Consider the following 17,879-nt stretch of genomic DNA (forward strand, 5'->3'; position numbering starts at 1 on the left):
GTGGGTACTCGCCGGAAGGGCTTATTCGTATGGACTTCGGTTGACTGAGTCGGGATCGATTGAGGCAGCGCGAAGATACGCTTCGACGTACGGGTGTAAGTCAGGTAATGAGTCGACTGCGAAAATTGAAAAGTCGCTATGCTGCCCATCGAGCGCAAACGCTTCCGTCTCAGGAGTGACGAGGAATCCGTTTGCGACGTAGTGTTTTCCACCCGATTCGTCCACGTCAGAGGTGTCGTAGAGGTGGTCATAAGCGCCTAACCGCTCCTCAATTGAGACCCCGACGCCGAGTTCCTCCTGCGCGACACGCTCAACGGCTTCTGAAAGAGGCTCTCCCTTACGGACTCTCCCGCCGGGAACAAACCACTCGCCTTTTGCGGGTTCGTTCTGACGCTTCGCGAGGAGGATCCCATCGGCGCACCTAACCACGAGGTCGACGGAGGGTATCGGCATGTGTTTGACGACCTCTGCCCACACGTCATCAGGGATCCGTTCGACAAAGTTAGTCATTGAGAACCTCCTGACGATGTGATTCGTACCACGCTACAGTCTGTTTGAGACCTTCCCGAAATTCGCTGGTGGCCTCCCAACCGAATTCTTCACGCGCACGCGTCGTATCCAACTTGCGACGCGGCTGGCCATCTGGCTTGGACGTGTCCCACTTGATCTCACCTTGGAACCCCGTTACATCGGCAATGGTCTCCACAAGGTCATGAATTGAAATTTCCATGCCGCTTCCCAGGTTTACCGGAGCAGAATCGTCATACCGCTCCGTCGCTGTCAGTATTCCGTCTGCTGCGTCTTTTACGTAGAGAAACTCTCTTGTCGGGTCGCCACTTCCCCACGCAGTAATCGAAGCATCTCCACGTTCCCGAGCCTCGACGCATTTTCTGATTATGGCCGGAATCACGTGTGAACTCTCGAGATCGAAGTCGTCCTTGGGACCGTACAGGTTCACCGGCATCAGATAGATGCTATTGAATCCATACTGCTTGCGGTACGCTCGAGATTGGGTGAGTAACGCCTTCTTGGCGATCCCGTACGGAGCGTTTGTTTCCTCTGGGTATCCGTCGAAGAGGTCATCTTCGCTGAATGGGACAGGAGTATGCTTTGGGTAGGAACAAATCGTCCCGAGGATGGTGAACTTTTCGACGCCGTGGAGGCAGGCTTGCTCGATAAGTTCGATACCCATCACCGCATTTTCGTAGAAGTACTTTCCTGGGTTCGATCGATTGGCGCCGATCCCACCCACCGTAGCTGCAAGGTGTAAAACGATATCGGGATCGGAGTCGCGAAGCGCGTGCTGAATGTCCGATGAGTTCCGTAGATCGTACTCGTCGCTTCGCGGAACAAATACGTCTACGTCATCCGCTCGTTGTTCGAGTTCCGTAGTTAGGTGGCTACCGAGGAACCCGGCACCGCCTGTAACCATCACCGACTTTCCGTCCCAGTAATCCGCAGTTGAACGGTGCCAGTCGGTCATCGCCAGTCGACCCGTCCGTACCAGTCCTCCTTGTTATTCGCGTACCAGTCGATCGTCCGTCGGACCCCCTCACGCCATTCCACTTCGGGTTCCCAGCCGGTTTCCTCGTTAAGCTTCTCGTATCCGACTAAGAGCTCCTCGACGTCGCTGTCTCCGGGTCGGTATCGGTCTTCCGCTTGGACTATCTCTGGACGATCCCAGTAGCCCTCCTCATCGCCAACGTCAAGGATAAGATTCGTCCAGTCGCGCATCGAGATGTTCTCACCGTATCCGTACACGTACTGTTCGCCGGGGGTTCCTTCTAAGGCAACGTGTAAGTGGCCGCGCACACCGTCTTCGACGTAACAGAGGTCCCGTTTTGGTTGGAGGTTCCCGAGCTCGACAATATCTCGTTCCAAGGCCTGTGTGATGATCGTCCCGGTGATGTAGCGTGGGTTCTGTCGAGGACCGTAGTTGTTGAACATCCGGGTCGTAACGGCCGGAAGCCCATACGCGTCGTGGTAATTCATGGTCAGGAAATCCGCTGCGAGTTTTGAAGTCGCGTAGACACTCGTCGGATTGACAGGCGATCGTTCGGACAAGAGAACGCGGCCGTCTTCCTCGAAGTCGTGTTTTTCCGCCATTTCGTCTTTGACGTTGCCGTACTCCTCACTGGTCCCGGCTGTATCGAATTTGGCAATGTCTAAATCCAAATCGACGATCGACTGTAAAAGATTGAGCGTTCCCTTGATGTTGGTGTCAATCGTTTCGTAAGGTCGTTCCCACGATTCGCCGACGTGTGCCTGTGCGGCGAGATGGAAAATCAACGTATCGCTGTACCCCTCGAGAGCGGAGAGTGCTCGTTTTACCGAATGGGGGTCACGTAGGTCACCTCGGTGAACCGTGACCTCTTCTGTTCGATGTCGGATGTTCTTGAGCTCCCCACTGGACGTTGCTCGAACAAAAATGTGGACATCAGCGCCGGCCTCAATAAGTCGATCAGTAAGATGTGAACCCACAAAGCCGTCGGCGCCTGTCACGAACACAGGCCGGTCCGCGAGCCGCGTATCGACGTTCATAGTCTAATCAATTGATTCGAGCCGATATTTATGTACCTTCTCCTCTCAGATTGGTTTAGCCGATGGGATATACTGTTCAACCCCAAACGCACCCGTTTGACTTATCCTTATATTCGAGAGGTGATCTAATGTTTTCCAAAGCCAAGTATTTAAACCGGTCCCCCGAAGAGTGGAACCGTCAAAACGACCGATAGATGTTGAATATTCAAAATAGAGGAATGAGTTGGTTCGATTCGAGTCACCGATGAGGATAGGCCAAACATCGGCAATCCAGTTCCTCTCGAAAATTGTAACATCAGCCGGTGGATTCCTTTCCACTCTTTATTTTGCGAGAGTAGTTGGCTCGGACACACTAGGAATATACTTTCTGCTACTTTCGTCGGTTGGTTGGCTCAGCGTGTTGGTGGAGGCAGGTCTCAGCCCGGCAATTACGAAACGGATGAGCGAGGGCGAGGCCCCCGCAGAGTACTTCCAGGTGGGCCTTGGAGTCATTACTGTTGGTACAGGGGTCATCACTTGCCTTCTTCTTCTGTTTTCTAAACAGGTGACTGATTATATTACACACCCTTACTCAACCTACTTTCTGGTCATTCTCGTTATTTCCGGGACGGCGATGACTACTGTTAGGTCGGGACTCTCCGGTACTCGAAACGTCCATATTTCGGGTATATTAACATCAATCCAGTCGGTTGCCCGTATCATTCTTCAAGTTGCTGCGGTTAGTATCGGTCTTGGATTGTCAGGGCTTGTGTTCGGGTGGGTGTTGTCTTCCCTGGCTGTAGCTGCCGTTGGATTTGTCTATCTCGTGATCAAATTTGAGGTTCTCCCGTCACCATCTCAGGTGAACACGCGAGAGAGACTGGTGAGTATCTACTCGTTTGCGAAATACTCATGGCTGGGATCGTTAAAATCGAAGACCAACAACTATGCGGATATACTGATTCTAGGACTATTTGTGCCTAGTAATTTGATCGGGGTTTACGCAATCGCTTGGAATATTGCTTCGTTTCTAACTATCTTGGGTTCCGCGATTGAGGCGACACTATTTCCAGAATTCAGTCAACTTGAAAACAAAGACGACTACACAGAGATTGCCAACTTATTGGAGAGGAGCCTACAGTATACAGGGCTTTTTGTTATTCCTGGCCTCTTTGGTGGTATTTTGCTTGGCGATCGCATTTTGAGATTATATGGTTCTGACTTTGTCGTTGGGTTTGAGGTACTTGTACTTCTAATCGTTGCGGTGCTCATATACGACTACCAAAAGCAGTTAACTGGTGTTCTTCAGGGAATCAACAGACCTGATATTGACTTCAGAGTCAATGGAACATTTATTATATCAAATATAATTCTGAACTTTATCCTAATTCAGCAAATTGGATGGCGTGGAGCAGCGATTGCGACGGTTCTCTCCTCGGGTATTAGCCTAGCATACGCGTATTATGCTGTAAGTAAGATACTCACAGTGAATATTCCCGTGAAAGAGATTGGGGTACAGATCGGTGCCTCGATAATCATGGCGATTACCGTATTCTTCTTGGAAGCAGTTGAGACCACACACAGGGTCATAGATCACAACGCATCGGTCGTGTTCGGATTAGTTCTCATAGGAGCTACAATCTACATGGGAACGCTGATAATCATCTCAGACGAAACTCGTCAGACAATCTTTGATAACTTACCGATTAACCAACCACGTTGAGCGTGTCATAGAAAGCGTCACGTACGAAGCGGCAGGGTGCGGGAAGTGTGTCCAACACCAGCGCAACCCTGCAAAATGTGGCTTCGGTAGACGACTTCTTGAATGCGGCGGCTACCGAAACAGTACCGCTGTTTGAATACCTTGAGTTCCAGTTTCTCAGAGAGTACGACGTGTTCGCCCCCTCGAAGCGGGGGCGAACACGAGTCCATCAGCCACCAGATCTCTTTCGCGGCTTTCTCCACTGCTACTACGAGAACGTCTACGGCACACGTCCAGTTACACGAGAACTCCGCCACAGCCTTGTCTGGTACTACTGCGGACTCGACAAACCGCCATCAAGAGATACGATTGATCGCTTTCTCACCGACCTCGAACACGTTGTTGACGATGTCTTCGACAGGCTCGTCGAGCAGGCCGCCGCTCGCGGCCTGCTCGACTCTACGTACTCTATTGATTCGACTCACGTCGAAGCGATCCAATACAACGACGCTGCCTCGTGGAACTACAACCCTACAGCCGAAGAGCACTACTACGGCTTCGGCTGTACAATCGTCTCAACCGGCTCAAAGATCCCGATAGCAGCGGAATTCACACAAACTAAACAAGCGGGTCAGGAGACGGCGATGCGCGTCACACGTGACGCGCTCGCCGTCGATACACCAACGTGGATGCTTGGAGACAGCGCGTACGACATCCTCGACTGGCACGACCACCTGCTGGCCGCAGGGGTCGTGCCAGTCGCTCCGTACAATCCTCGAAACGCTGACGACCCACTAGACATCGAATACAGGGTCGAAGATCACATCGAAGAATACAGCGAGGATGTCCAGTTGAAGCAATCAACGTTAGACGAGACGTACACCAACCGAACAGGAGTTGAACGAACCAACGACGCAGTCAAGGACTGCGGCCTCGGGCACGTCAGCGCCCGAGGCCGCGTCCACGCACGAACAGAAGTGTTCGTTGCGCTGTGCCTACGGCTCGTTATTGCCATCACCAACTACGAGCGAGGAAACCTACCGGGCTGTGAGAAGCTATGAGATGGATTCTATGACACGCTCACGTTGGTAATAACTATTGGAGTGTTCTCTGTTGGCCGTTAGACCCTCACATTAGTGACTCCGGGGTTCAGTTCGACCGACACTACTAGGACCGCAAGAGGATTATACGTGGTGTCTCATCTAATAGCCATGTTCAAGTTCGATATTACCATTGAGAATCTTAAGAGAGGAATCTCAAATCCGTATCAGATTTTCGATGAACTCGTCCTCCAACACGGGTACCGGATTCCTTCGACCATATACAATACTCAGCGCGATATAGGAACAAATATCTATACGAAAGACTGGGATTTGTTAATTATCTTAGACTGCTGTCGCATTGACGCCCTCCGTGAGGTCGCACCGGAATACGAGTTCATAGAGGGTGTTGACTCACTCAAAACGGTCGGAGGATCAACTCCTGAATGGACCGCGAAAACGTTTGATCCCGACTATCTTGATAAGATTCAACAAACTGGGTACGTTTCGGGCACAGCACAGCTAAGATCGATTCTCGAAGAAAATCGCCCATCGAACTCTGGTCTATTTGATGGACACCTTGCGTACAGTCTACTGTCTTATCATGACACAGTCAATATCTCTGACCTAGGATATGTAGATTATGCGTTCGAATACAATCTCCCGAGTGATGAGATTGCGAGGCATCCCAAGGGAAAAACACCTCCACGATATATTACAGATAGAGGAATTCGAGCCGCAAGAGGGGAAGACGTAGATCGTCTCATACTACACTATATGCAGCCACACGGACCCTATGCTGCCGATGCCATTGCCGAGGATCGTGACCTTGAGAAACACGAGGGCAGACCCCTCAGATACCTCCGAAATACGGGTGATATGGATACAGTTTGGGAGGCGTATCTCAACGAGATTCGGTTCGCGTTGGATGAGGTAGAGATTGCCCTGAACAACATTGATGCTGAGAAGGTCATCATAACCGCAGACCACGGAGAGGCCTTCGGCGAATACGGCATTTACGGGCATACAATTGGGAGTCTTCATCCACAGGTCCGTCATGTTCCGTGGGTAGAAACGACTGCTACGGACTCAAATACGTATAATCCAGTAATCGAAGAAAAAAATGAAGCTGATGATTCTACAGAGGAAATTCTCGAAGCTCTGGGTTACAAGACATAACACGTAATCAGACACAGGACGGGCTAGACGCTATGTTTGCCATCGACATATCCTAGCGCTTCTAGTTGCTCTTCCAAATCGTTAGACCGCACCTGGTTTCCACGAGTTGGAATAATATCTTCTCGGAGCCAGTCGTGAATATCAATATGGTCTATGTCGTTCGGAAGTTCCGGCGTGGAACCGGCAATAACAGCTGGAACGTCGCGGAGGAAGTCTAGTTCCTCATTTTTGTGTCCCCACTCACCTGATTCTCCAAGTGCCTCACCGTGGTCACTAGTCACGATTATCGTGGCGTTTGATGGGAGTATGTCAATGAACCGTCCTAACTGAGCATCGATGAATTCAACAAGATTTAGATAATCTGCACGGAGCGGCTCAGTTTCGTCCTGATGTCGATTCCAACTGTTCGGTGAACTGTACGGAGAGTGAGCTCCCTGCGTGTGAACCATCATAAACGTCGGTCGGCTGGCCTCCCTTAGCCACTCTCTTGCTAAATCAACCATCAGTGGCTCCGAAGGATGCTTGTCCACATCAAGAGTGAACCCACCACTCCGGGTACGGAAATGAAGGAGATGCTTCAGCAGGGAGGTTTTTGAGACTTCCTTCATCAGCGAACCATCCTCTGTGATGTTGTAGAACCGGTCAAATCCGATATCGAGTCCCTTCCGGCGTGAGAACCACGGGTTTGCGACAATTCCGAGCGTCGTCCACCCCTGATTGCGGAAGTACTGCGGGAGTGTGGGGGTACCCGGCTGTAAACGATCGTCCTGCGTTTTGACCTCATGCTCTTCTGGTGGTTGCCCCGTGAGAATGGAAGTCACAGATGGCAGCGTCCAGGTGGCCATTGAGCGAGCATCATACGACTTGCCCTGTTCAGCGAGTTTCGAAAGAACCGGCGTTTTTGCCTCTCCTCCGTATACAGAACAGATATCCTGTCGGAGACTGTCTATAGTCCACCAGACGACAACAGGGTCAGACATAACTGTAGTATCCCCCGAACCGCAAATGAAAGTTACGAGCGGCGCCCTGCGAGGGACACAGATGAAAACAAATCTATTTTAGCACTTTGTGCTTACTGTATTCCGTGCTACACCTACCCACAACTGAAAGATGATACTCAAAAAGAAGCGTAAAAAATTATTTGCCTGACGCATTTCCCTTCAACAGTTGGTAAACTGACTCTGAGACTTTTTCTTGTGTTTCCCAGTTTATCACTTGTTTTGTAGTTGAAGTGTCGACATCAAACCTGTTGACCACTGTTTCGTTACCTCTTGGGTTCTTAACAAGAGTGATATCCACATCGGCTTTTAATACATCGTCAGCCGCACTCTGGACTATCTCTGCTACTTCCATCACGCTCATATCCTGATCACTCGCAATTTCGTACGTCTCACTTCCAGTTTCACCGCGTTTTAATTGCTCAACCAACCGCTCTGTGCTTTGTACATACGCTCGCGCCACGTCCTTCACATGGATGAAGTTCCGTGCCTGTGTTCCCGGCTCGTACACTGTCAGCGTCTCGCCCGCGAGCGCCCGGTTCACAAAGAAGTTGATCACAGTCGGCTTCCCCACCTCGGTCCCGTTGACGACGTGCTCGCCGTAGAGGTTCGATTTCAAGAAGAGATGCGCCGGAAACGCGCCGTCCGCAAAGGTCTCGATCGACCGCTCACCGAGCAACTTTGTCCGGCCGTACCAGTTCAACGGGTCCCGCGGCTGGTCGGCCGTGATCGGGAACTCCTCGGGATCACCCAATACGGCCATGCTGAACGGGAACGCGAGCGCGGCGCCCGTCTTCCGACAGAACCACGCCACGTTGTTCGTCCCGGTGACGTTCACCTCGTACGCGAGATCCTGATTCTCCTCGCAGTCGTCGACGCCGCTGATCGCCGCGAGGTGACACACCACGTCCGCGCCCGCGAGCGCGCCCTCTAACCGGTCACGATTCCGGATGTCGACGTGATCAATGTCGACGTCGCCGATCGAGTCCACCTGCCCGCGGTACTGGTTGTCGACCGCGATGAGCTCCCAGTCGGGGTACGCCTCTTGTAACTCGACGACCACGCGGCTACCGATGTACCCGGCCGCGCCCGTCACCGCGATCGTCGGCGTCTCGATATCCCTGCCGTCGCTCCCCTCGTCTATCTCGGTCTCTGTCGTCTCAGTCATGGATCGCCTCCGTGCCGGTTAGTTCACTCGCAATATCTCGAATTCCTTCCCGCAGCGTCCACTCCGTCTCGAAGCCCGTCTCGGCCAAGCGGTCGAAGTTCACGTGATAGGAGGGGCCGGGCTGTTCGTCCTCTAGATACGTCACGTCCAGATCCCGATCAAGCTCCTCACGGACGATCTCCGCGATCTCCGCGATCCGGAAGTTCCCCTCGTTCGAGCCGACGTTGTACACGTGCTGGGGCCACGCGTCCGGATCCAACGAGGCGTCGAGATACGCCCGCGCCGCGTCGCGCACGTGGATGAACGGCCGCCAGTTCGACCCGTCGCCGTACACCGTCAGCGGGCGGTCGGTCAACCCCCGAAACACGAAATGGTTCACCACGAGATTAAACCGAACACCCGGCGACCAGCCGTAGTTCGTGCTCATCCGGAGTGCCGTCCCCTCGAAGTCGTACGCCTCGAGCGCCTCATCGAGCAACTGCTCGCAGGCCACCTTCGATTCGGCGTACGGATTCAGCGGATTCTGCGGAGTCGTCTCGTCGATGTCGCGGCTCGCCGCGCGGCCGTAGTTGTTACACGAGGAGGCGACGACGACGCTCTCGACGTCGAACTTCCCCGCGGCCGTGAGCACATTCTCGGTCCCGTCGCGGTTCACCGCGAACGTCTCCTCGCGGCGGTCGTGGGTCGAGGCGGCGCCGGTGATCGCCGCGAGATGGATCACAGCGTCGACGCCGCGGGTCGCGCTCTCGACGGCGCCGTAGTCGCGCACGTCGCCCCGGCGGAAGTCGAGCTGGTCACCGACACAGCCAGCGAGGTGGGCCGGCGAGCCCGCCGCCAGCGAGTCGAGCACGACCACCTCGTTCACACGCGCGTCATCAAGCAGTCGCGGGACGAGCGCGCTGCCGATGTAGCCGCAGCCGCCGGTGACAAGGACGCGCTGGCCCTCAGTGTGGTCGCTGTGCGTTCCGTCGCTGCCTGCGTCACTCATCGGTCAGCACGCCGGGCAGGAACCGGTCCTCGTGGGCCGCGATCCGCTCGCGCTCTTCAACGAGTGTACCGAGCACGTCGCGGATCCCGGACTCGAGCTCCTGGCGCTGCCCCCCGACTAAGTCGAGGAACCGCTCGTTTTCTATCTCCATTTTGTGTTCTTCGTCCTCCTCGCGGGGGTTCTCGTAGTGTTTCACCTCGGCGTTGAGGTCGAACTCCGAACCCACTTCGGCAATCGTCTCGGCGAGTTCGACGATGGCGATCGGCCGGGTGACCTGATTGTACACGTCGATGCCGTCGTCGCCGGAGTGACCCTGCTCAACTAGCCGCACGAGACTCTCGACGGCGTCTTCAAGACTCACCATCGGTTTGCGCTGTTCGCCCTTGCCGTACACCGTAATCGGGTAGCCGGCGACGGCCTGCGCGCAGAACCGGTTGACGACCGTGCCGAAGTAGTAGTCGAAGTCGAACCGCGTCGGACTCTCGTGGGCGCGGGTCTCCTCCGTCTCAGTACCGTACACAATCGCCGTCCGCACCTCGCTCATCGGGAAGTCGAACTGCGACTCCGCGAGCCGCATATTCGCCGCATCAAAGGACTTCGTCTGGTGGTACCAGCTGCCGCCCATCGCCGGGAACGGCACCTCGTCAGCGCCGTCCTTCCGTTCGACCTCCAGGCCGCCTTCCGGGATCGGGAAGTGGGGTGCCCCATAGATGCCGGTCGTCGTCGTCTCGATGAAGTGGGTGTCCGACAGCCCCGTCTCGTGGAGGCCGTGAAGCAGGTTCAGCGTCATCGAGACGTTGTTGCGCTGGGTGTACAGCGCGCGCTCGCCATTGATCGACGAGTAGGGGGCGCTGGGCTGGGCGGCCGCGTGGAGCACGGTGTCGGGCTCGTGGGTCGCCAACAGCTGGAGCACGAAGTCCCGGTCCGCGAGGTCACCCTCGACAAGACTGAGGTTCTCGACACGGGCGAAGCGTTCCTCGGGATCGTCGATCCGCGTCGCGGAGACGCTGCCGGACTCGGCGACCCAGTCGCGCCGCGAGAAGTCGTCGACACAGACAATTCGCTCGTCGAGACGGTCAGCCAGTCGCAGCGCGGTCGGCCAGCCGAGGTAGCCGTCGGCACCGGTGAGTAGGACAGTCATCGTTACTCGGCAGTCGAGTAACTACGAGTAAATGCTTTGCGGTTAGGCTCGCAGCGCTGATACTGGGGGGCTCGAATCCGGTACGCTCGCCTTACTCTCCGGCATCATGTCCCGAGACGCCCCCACCCTCGGGGTGGGGATCCGCGGGAACGCTCTCGTGGCGCCACAGCAGATCAAAGTACTGCCACATGCCGGCGACGAAAGCAGGATTCTCGGTCACCGCGGCCTGACGATGGTGGTTGGGCACCTCCTCCTGTTCGACCATCAGCAGTCCCTGGCCCGACTCGTACGAGAGGCTGGGATCGATGAACGTGCCACGCCACGGCAGCACGCGGTCGCTGACGCGCACGGTGACCGAGGGAAACTCCTCGGCGAGCAGTTCGCGGATCTCAGCCTGGCGCCGGCGGTTCTCCGGCGACAACGCGTCGGGGTGGAGGAGCAAGACATCAACAGCGACGCCGCGGTCGACGGCGTCGCGGATCGCCGGCTGTACGGCGTCAATATATCCGAAGCTCTTCGAAAGCACGTACACGCCCTCGTCGGCCTCGCGGAACAGCCGCCGTGTCTCCCGCTCGCTCGGTTCGCCCACGTCGACGACGTGAAACAGGTCCTCGGTTGGGCTGAGCTCGTCGACGCCCCGGTCACGGACCGGCGCGTACTCGTCGACGAACGCGTCTTCGACGGCTTCGACGTCCTCGCGGAACTGCTCGTAGGCGTGTCGCCGATTCTCGACCGCCCGCTCGGCGATTGCCGCCGGCTCGTGGGGCTCGTACCGCTTCGGCCGGCCGGGAATCATCTTCACGTACCCCGCCTCTGAGAGCGCGTCGAGCACGCCGTAGATCCGCGCTTTCGGGATTCCGGTCGCCTCGGCGAGATCCGGCGCCGTGGTTCGCCCCAACAGCAGCAGTTCCTCTAACGCGTCGGCTTCATACTCGGTGAGATCAAGCAGCGAGAAGAGATCCTCGGCGGACTCGGGCATAGGCGTTGGTCGTCGTTCGGTCCGTAAGTACGTACTGGTGGTGTCGGAACAGTTATTATGTGGGCGCTAATACAGTTACTCAGAACATGAGTAACTCGGATGCTGCTGACGACGCCCACCTCGCCGACGTTCCCGACGGCGCAGGCTGTACGGAAATCTGGGAGCGCCTCTCTGAGGGCCGCGACGACGAACTGAACGAAGAGTAGGTTTAACTGTGTGGTCTCGGACGATGTGACTGACTCGGGGAGTATGTGATCCGCGGTCCATCGGCAGCGGCCGACATCTCATCGACCCTTTCTATCTCCGACCAAACGCTTCTTGTCGGCACCGTGTGATGGGTAGCTTACAATGAACCTCTCTATCGTCGGCAGCGGGTACGTCGGCACCACCGTTGCGGCGTGTTTTGCGGATCTGGGCCACGACGTCGTCAACATCGACATCGACGAGTCCGTCGTCGAGACGATCAACGCCGGCGAAGCACCGATCCACGAGGAGGGGCTCGCCGACCTCATCGCCGCTCACGCTGGCCCGGAGGGCACGGGACGGCTCCGCGCGACTACCAACTACGACGCCGTCCTCGACACCGAGGTCACCTTCCTCTGTCTCCCCACCCCACAGAACGACGACGGCAGCATCGACCTCTCAATCATGGAGGCGGGCGCGAGCCAACTCGGCGCGACGCTCGCTGACAAACCCGACTGGCACACGGTCGTCGTCAAGAGCACGGTCGTCCCCGGCTCGACCGCTGACACGATCACCCCGATTCTGGAACGAGAGAGCGGGAAGACCGCCGGCGAGGACTTCGGCGTCGGCATGAACCCGGAATTCCTCCGTGAGGGCACGGCCGTCCACGACTTTCTGCACCCCGACAAGGTCGTTCTCGGCGCGGACGGCGACCGGGCGCTCGCAGACATACGCGCAGTGTTCGAGCCGCTGAGCGCGGCCGCCGACGCGCCCGTCGTGGAGACGGACACGCGCACCGCCGAGATGATCAAGTACGCCAACAACGCCTTTCTCGCGGCGAAGATCAGCCTGATCAACGACCTCGGCAACATCTGTAAGGCGCTCGGCGTCGACGCCTACGAGGTCGCGGACGCGATCGGCTTAGACGACCGTATCGGCGCGCAGTTCCTCCAGAGCGGCGTCGGCTGGGGCGGGAGTTGCTTTCCGAAAGACGTGCGCGCAATTATCTCTGCCGCGGAGGCGGCCGGCTACGACCCGGCGATTTTGAATGCGGCGGTCGAGGTCAACGACCGCCAGCCGGCGCGGCTGGTCGCGATGCTGGCCGACCACCTCGCCGCCCACCGTGACCGCGGGGTCGACGGCGCCACCGTCGCCGTGCTCGGCCTCGCGTTCAAGCCAGGCACCGACGACATGCGGAACTCGCGGGCGATTCCCGTCATCCAAGATCTCCAGGCGCGCGGCGCCACCATCGTCGCCTACGACCCGGTCGCGGCCGACAACGCGCCGAACTACGTCGACAACGTGACCTACGCCGACTCGGCCGCCGCGGCGCTCGACGGCGCCGACGCGGCGGTCGTCGTCACCGACTGGGACGAGTTCGCCGCGCTCGGTGCGGAGTTCGACGCGATGGCGACCCCGATCGTCGTTGACGGGCGCCGCATCATCGAGCGGCGCGACGGGATCATCTACGACGGGTTGACCTGGTGAACTCCTAGGCTCGGAGCCGTCGAACTGTTCCGGGTCACCAGCTGTCTAGTCGACGGCCCACCGTAGGGCACACGAGTCGGTCCCGCCAGTCCTCGATAATTCACTCGCGGAACATGGATTTCTCCCGCGAGATTGCCGCACTCCCGAGAAATCACCGGAGTTACACCCCATGATCCCCGCCGCAGTACTCCCCGTGAAAACGGGTGTAACACGCGCGCTTGGGACCGACCGCACTGACACGCCGATGATGACCAATGCTGTTCGCACGCGACTACAGGACCACGTAGACAGAATCGCCCGACAGCAGCGAGTAACCACGCACGCGCAACTGGGACACGCCTTGGGGGTATCGTCTAGAGCGTGGCCGACGTCTCAGGAGTCCGATCTCAGCGATCGGCCGGAACACCCCCGGTTGTCCCGGGGTGTTTTCCGGATACGCCGCTCGCATATTTGGATTCTGAGAGGACGTGAGACTCGACCGCGTGCGACAGGCTGCGCCGGCGCCGCGACTAACTCAGGGACTGCGACGCGGTCCGCGGCCGCACCGATGTTCGGTAGCTCGTTAGTTCTGCAACTCCGGGTGCAATCGTCGCTCCTTGGCCGGTGTTTCACCCGTTGCCACTCGTCTTACTGCGGCGGGACAAACCAGTGTAGCTCAGTCTGAAAGTCGCTCTGAACCCCAGTATTCCGCCGTAGCGGCTACACGCCCGGTGAGACGTCGCTGTCATCACAGACTCGTGTGGCGACGCTTGCCCACGTGGCCCGCAGTCTCCAACATGGCGTGTTAACCAACACACCCGTCAGAAACGCCTCTAATGTTGGTTAATCGACGATGCGGTCCGTTCTCGGAGCGACCGCAGGCGCCACCGCCTCACTCCACGGTGACGCTTTTCGCGAGGTTCCGCGGCTTATCGATCGACCGCCCCTTGTCGTTGGCCACGTGGTACGCGAACAGCTGGAGGTAGACGTTCGCGACGAGCGGTTCGACGACTCCCACGTCCGGAACGGGCAACGACACGTCGAGCGTGCCGTACTCTCTGCCGGCGGACACACAGCCGATGGCGGGCGCGCCACGCGTCTGTGCCTCGGTGACGTTGTTCATCGTCTCGTCGGCGCGCGAGCCGTCCGTCAGCACCGCCAACACGGGCGTCTCGGGCGTCACCAACGCGAGCGGGCCGTGTTTGAGTTCGCCGGCGGCGAACCCCTCGGCGTGGTCGTAGGAGATCTCCTTGAGCTTCAGCGCACCCTCCAGGGCGACCGGCACGCCGAGCTGCCGCCCCACGAAGAAGAACGCCTCGCTGTCGCCGTACTCGGTCGCGGCCTCGCGCACCGCGTCCTCGTTGTCGAGCACCTGCTGAACGGCGCCCGGCAGGTCACGGAGCCCCTCCAGCACGGGCCGCGCGTCGGCGGCCCCCAGCGCGCCGCGCTCCCGGCCGATCGCCACCGCGAGCATCGCGAGTGTCGCCACCTGCGAGGCGAACGTCTTCGTCGCCGCCACGCCGATCTCGGGGCCGGCGCGGATGAACGCGGTGTCGTCCACCTCGCGCGTGACCGTACTGCCGAGGGTGTTCGTCACGGCGAAGGTCCGCGCGCCGGCGGCGTTCGCGCGCCGCACCGCGCCCAGCGTGTCGGCGGTCTCGCCGCTCTGGGTGACGGCGACCACCAGGGTCCGGTCCGGGCTGCGCCCGGCGCCGAACTCGTACTCGCTGGCGATCTCGACGGTCGCGCGCACCCCCGACAGCTCCTCGAACAACTGCGCGGCGTACCGGCCCGCGTAGTTCGAGGTGCCGCAGGCGACGATCTGGATCTCTTCGAGGTCGGCGAGAAAGCCCGGCGGGAACGACACATCGAGGCCGACGTCGCCCCCGTCCACGTCGAGCCGCCCCGCGATGGTCTGACGCAGGGCCTCGGGCTGCTCGTGGATCTCTTTGCGCATATAGTGGTCGTAGCCGCCTTTCTCGGCGGCGTCGGCCTCCCACGTCACCGTCTCCACGCCGCGGTCGACGAGGTCGCCGTCGGCGTAGATTTCGACGCCCGACTCGGAGAGCGCCGCCACGTCGCCGTCCTCCAGGTACGTCACGTCGCGGGTGTGTTCGAGAAACGCCGTCACGTCGCTGGCGACGAACGTCGCGTCGTCGCCGCGGCCCAACACGAGCGGGCTCCCGCGGCGCGCGACGACGATCCGGTCGTCGCCCTCGCGGACCGCGCAGATCGCGTAGCTCCCCTCCAAGCGGTCCTCGACGGCCCGAACCGCATCGAGGAGGTCCAGCTCGGGGTCGGCCGCGAGCGCCTCTTCGATCAGGTGCGGGATGACCTCGGTGTCGGTGTCGCTCGTGAACTCGTGATCGGCTAGCTCGGCTTTGAGCGTCTCGTGGTTCTCGACGATCCCGTTGTGCACGACCGCGACGTCGCCGACGCAGTCCGTGTGCGGGTGGGCGTTCGCGTCGGTCGGCGGCCCGTGCGTGCTCCAGCGCGTGTGACCGACCCCGAGCGCCGCGTCGGGGACGTCGGGCACGGTGAGGTTGTCGACCTCGCCCGACCGCTTCGCGACGGTGAGCCCGCTCGTCTCGCCGACGAGCGCGACGCCCGCCGAGTCGTAGCCGCGGTACTCCAAGTTGCGGAGCCCCTCGTGGACGATGTCGCCGACGCCGGCGACCCCGCCGTCGGCCGCGGTGCCGTCGGCCGCGTCGTCGTCCAGCGCGATCCCGTCGCCGATATAACCGGTGATGCCACACATGATTACCCCCTCCGCACGACCGCGCCCGACTCGACGCGGTCGTCGATCACGACCCCCGCGTCCGCGGTGACGTCGTCGCCGACGACCGCGCCGTCGGTGAGCGTCGCGCCGGCGCCGACGGTGGCGTTGTCGCCGACCACGCCGGCGAGCTCGACGCCGTGGTGGACCGCGTCGCCGACGACCACCGTCGCCGGTTCGCCCGCGATCGTCGCGTTCGGCCCGATTCGCGCGTTCCCGGCGACGATCGCGTCCCGGACCACGGCGCCCGCACCGATCACGGCGTCGGGGAAGACGACGGCGTTCTCGACGACGGCGCCCGCCTCGATCGTGGCGTTACTGCCGATCGCGGTGCTGCCGCCGAGCGTGACGTTCGGCCCGACGCGCACGTTGCCCGCGAGCGCCACGTCGTCGGCGACGGTTACTGACTCCCCGAGGCTCGCCCCCGCGGTCTCGGGCGCCGCGGCCTCGTCGACCAGCCCCGCGTTGACGGCCAGCAGGTCCCAGAGGTTCGACACGTCGAGCCAGCGCCCGTCGTACCGGACCGCCGACAGCCGTTCGCGTCCGGCGAGATCGTTGAGCGTCGCCGTGATCGCTAGCTCGCCGGTCGCGTGCGTCTCGCGGATCGCGTCGAACACCGCCGGCGAGAAGGCGTACACGCCGGCGTTGATCTGGTTCGTCTCGACGGGCCCTTCCGGTTTCTCCTCGATGCCGGTCACGCGGTCGCCGTCGAGGCTGACGACGCCGTACTGGCGGGGGTTGGCCGCGGTCGTGACCGCCATCGCGGGGAGGTCGCCGTCGCGCGCCCGGTCGCGCAGCTGCGAAACGATCGACGCGTCAACGATCCGGTCGCCGTTCAACACGACGAAGGGGCCGTCGACGACCGGCTCGGCCTGGAGGACGGCGTGGCCGGTGCCGAGCTGGGTGGGCTGTTCGACGTACTCGATCGTGACGCCCCAGTCGTCGCCGTCGCCGAAGTGGTTCCGGATGCGCTCCTGTTCGTAGCCGACGACGAGGACGATCCGGTCGATGTCGGTCGCCGTCACCGCTTCGACGACGTGTTCGAGCAGGGGGCGATTCGCCACGGGGACCATCGGCTTCGGCCGCCGGTTCGTCAGCGGCGCCAACCGTCGGCCCTCGCCCGCGGCGAGGATCACCGCGGTCACGGAGTCGGTAGCCATACCGTACACCTCGCCCGTCCGGGTGTTAAATCGTTCGCGCGCCGCCGAGCCGTTGGAGAAGAGTCAAGTAGAGTAACGTGTCTATAGTTTATGTGCCGAAATCGGCCGTCATCGCGGACGACGACGAGACGATCCGGTCGATCCTCCAGTACAAGCTGTCGAACGCGGGCTACGAGCTGACGGTGTGTCACGACGGCGAGGAGTGTCGGCAGGCGCTGAACGAGAGCGGCGTCACGCCCGACGTCGTCGTCCTCGACGTGATGATGCCGCGGATGAAAGGAACCCAGGTGTTACGGACGATCCGACGCGGCGAGCTCGCGGTCGACCCCGACGTCCCCGTGGTGATGCTCACCTCGCGCGGCCAGGAGGCGGACGTGTTGGAGGGGCTCGACTCCGGCGCCGACGAGTACCTCACGAAGCCGTTCAGTCCGAACGAGCTGCTGGCCCGCATCGACCGATTGGTCGGGAGATGACCGTGTCGCTCGCGGCCCAGGCCACGGCGGCGTCCGTCTACGGGCCGCTCGCCGGCTCGCAGTCGCGGGTACTCACCCTCGGCGTCATCGTGCTCGGGTCGCTGT

The 17,879-nt window shown here is 59.8% G+C and carries 15 protein-coding genes; 5 read left to right on the forward strand and 10 right to left on the reverse strand.

Annotated features, from left to right (window positions below; genetic code table 11):
* Positions 1–21: 21 nt before the first annotated feature.
* From EXE50_RS02060 to EXE50_RS02070, 3 genes are read right to left on the reverse strand one after another with little or no spacing between them, the layout of a single operon-like run.
* Positions 22–510, reverse strand: coding sequence for a GDP-mannose mannosyl hydrolase (locus tag EXE50_RS02060; protein ID WP_137704220.1), 489 nt, complete (start codon positions 508–510; stop codon positions 22–24).
* A complete protein-coding gene (locus EXE50_RS02065; protein WP_137704221.1) occupies positions 503–1,483 on the reverse strand; it encodes a GDP-L-fucose synthase in 981 nt (326 codons plus the stop codon). Before EXE50_RS02065 ends, EXE50_RS02060 begins: the two co-directional genes overlap by 8 nt.
* On the reverse strand, positions 1,480–2,541 hold the full coding sequence (locus tag EXE50_RS02070) for a GDP-mannose 4,6-dehydratase (protein WP_137704222.1): 1,062 nt from the start codon (positions 2,539–2,541) through the stop codon (positions 1,480–1,482). The genes EXE50_RS02065 and EXE50_RS02070 overlap by 4 nt, the downstream gene beginning before the upstream one ends.
* A gap of 244 nt (positions 2,542–2,785) precedes the next feature.
* On the opposite strand from EXE50_RS02070, the gene EXE50_RS02075 reads away from it, so the two are divergent.
* From EXE50_RS02075 to EXE50_RS17605, 3 genes are all read left to right on the forward strand, one after another.
* Positions 2,786–4,243, forward strand: coding sequence for an oligosaccharide flippase family protein (locus tag EXE50_RS02075; RefSeq protein ID WP_137704223.1), 1,458 nt, complete (start codon positions 2,786–2,788; stop codon positions 4,241–4,243).
* A 47-nt stretch (positions 4,244–4,290) separates the two neighbouring features.
* Positions 4,291–5,283, forward strand: a complete 993-nt coding sequence (locus EXE50_RS02080; RefSeq protein WP_137704224.1) for a transposase — start codon at positions 4,291–4,293, stop codon at positions 5,281–5,283.
* Positions 5,284–5,433: 150 nt separating this feature from the next.
* Positions 5,434–6,441, forward strand: a complete 1,008-nt coding sequence (locus tag EXE50_RS17605; protein WP_137704225.1) for a hypothetical protein — start codon at positions 5,434–5,436, stop codon at positions 6,439–6,441.
* 23 nt (positions 6,442–6,464) lie between these two features.
* Here EXE50_RS17605 and EXE50_RS02090 read toward each other — a convergent pair whose 3' ends face one another.
* The 5 genes from EXE50_RS02090 to EXE50_RS02110 form a co-directional block, all read right to left on the reverse strand.
* Entirely contained in the window at positions 6,465–7,421 is a 957-nt protein-coding gene (locus EXE50_RS02090; protein ID WP_137704226.1) for a sulfatase-like hydrolase/transferase, read from the reverse strand.
* Between the two features lie 157 nt (positions 7,422–7,578).
* Positions 7,579–8,607, reverse strand: coding sequence for an NAD(P)-dependent oxidoreductase (locus EXE50_RS02095; protein WP_137704227.1), 1,029 nt, complete (start codon positions 8,605–8,607; stop codon positions 7,579–7,581).
* Positions 8,600–9,595: an NAD(P)-dependent oxidoreductase gene (locus tag EXE50_RS02100; RefSeq protein ID WP_137704228.1), complete on the reverse strand. Its 996-nt coding sequence runs from the start codon at positions 9,593–9,595 to the stop codon at positions 8,600–8,602. Before EXE50_RS02100 ends, EXE50_RS02095 begins: the two co-directional genes overlap by 8 nt.
* The gene (locus tag EXE50_RS02105; RefSeq protein ID WP_137704229.1) at positions 9,588–10,736 is read right to left on the reverse strand and encodes an NAD-dependent epimerase/dehydratase family protein; all 1,149 of its coding nucleotides are present in this window, start codon (positions 10,734–10,736) and stop codon (positions 9,588–9,590) included. Before EXE50_RS02105 ends, EXE50_RS02100 begins: the two co-directional genes overlap by 8 nt.
* Before the next feature lie 91 nt (positions 10,737–10,827).
* The gene (locus EXE50_RS02110) at positions 10,828–11,715 is read right to left on the reverse strand and encodes a TrmB family transcriptional regulator (protein ID WP_137704230.1); all 888 of its coding nucleotides are present in this window, start codon (positions 11,713–11,715) and stop codon (positions 10,828–10,830) included.
* 348 nt (positions 11,716–12,063) lie between these two features.
* Here EXE50_RS02110 and aglM point away from each other — a divergent pair, with 348 nt between their 5' ends.
* A complete protein-coding gene (aglM, locus tag EXE50_RS02115; protein ID WP_137704231.1) occupies positions 12,064–13,386 on the forward strand; it encodes a UDP-glucose 6-dehydrogenase AglM in 1,323 nt (440 codons plus the stop codon).
* Between the two features lie 871 nt (positions 13,387–14,257).
* On the opposite strand, the gene glmS is transcribed toward aglM, so the two are convergent.
* Together glmS and EXE50_RS02125 are read right to left on the reverse strand one after the other, a co-directional pair.
* Positions 14,258–16,123 (reverse strand): glutamine--fructose-6-phosphate transaminase (isomerizing), encoded by a 1,866-nt coding sequence (glmS, locus tag EXE50_RS02120; protein ID WP_137704232.1) that lies wholly within the window; start codon positions 16,121–16,123, stop codon positions 14,258–14,260.
* Positions 16,124–16,125: 2 nt separating this feature from the next.
* On the reverse strand, positions 16,126–17,301 hold the full coding sequence (locus EXE50_RS02125) for a sugar phosphate nucleotidyltransferase (protein ID WP_137704233.1): 1,176 nt from the start codon (positions 17,299–17,301) through the stop codon (positions 16,126–16,128).
* 92 nt (positions 17,302–17,393) lie between these two features.
* On the opposite strand from EXE50_RS02125, the gene EXE50_RS02130 reads away from it, so the two are divergent.
* Positions 17,394–17,774 carry a response regulator transcription factor gene (locus EXE50_RS02130; RefSeq protein WP_137704234.1) on the forward strand — a complete coding sequence of 127 codons (381 nt, stop codon included), beginning with the start codon at positions 17,394–17,396 and terminating at the stop codon, positions 17,772–17,774.
* Positions 17,775–17,879: the final 105 nt, after the last annotated feature.

Origin of the sequence: Halorubrum sp. ARQ200 (assembly GCF_005435115.1) — an archaeon.
In the GTDB taxonomy this organism is placed as follows: Archaea; Halobacteriota; Halobacteria; order Halobacteriales; family Haloferacaceae; genus Halorubrum; species Halorubrum tropicale.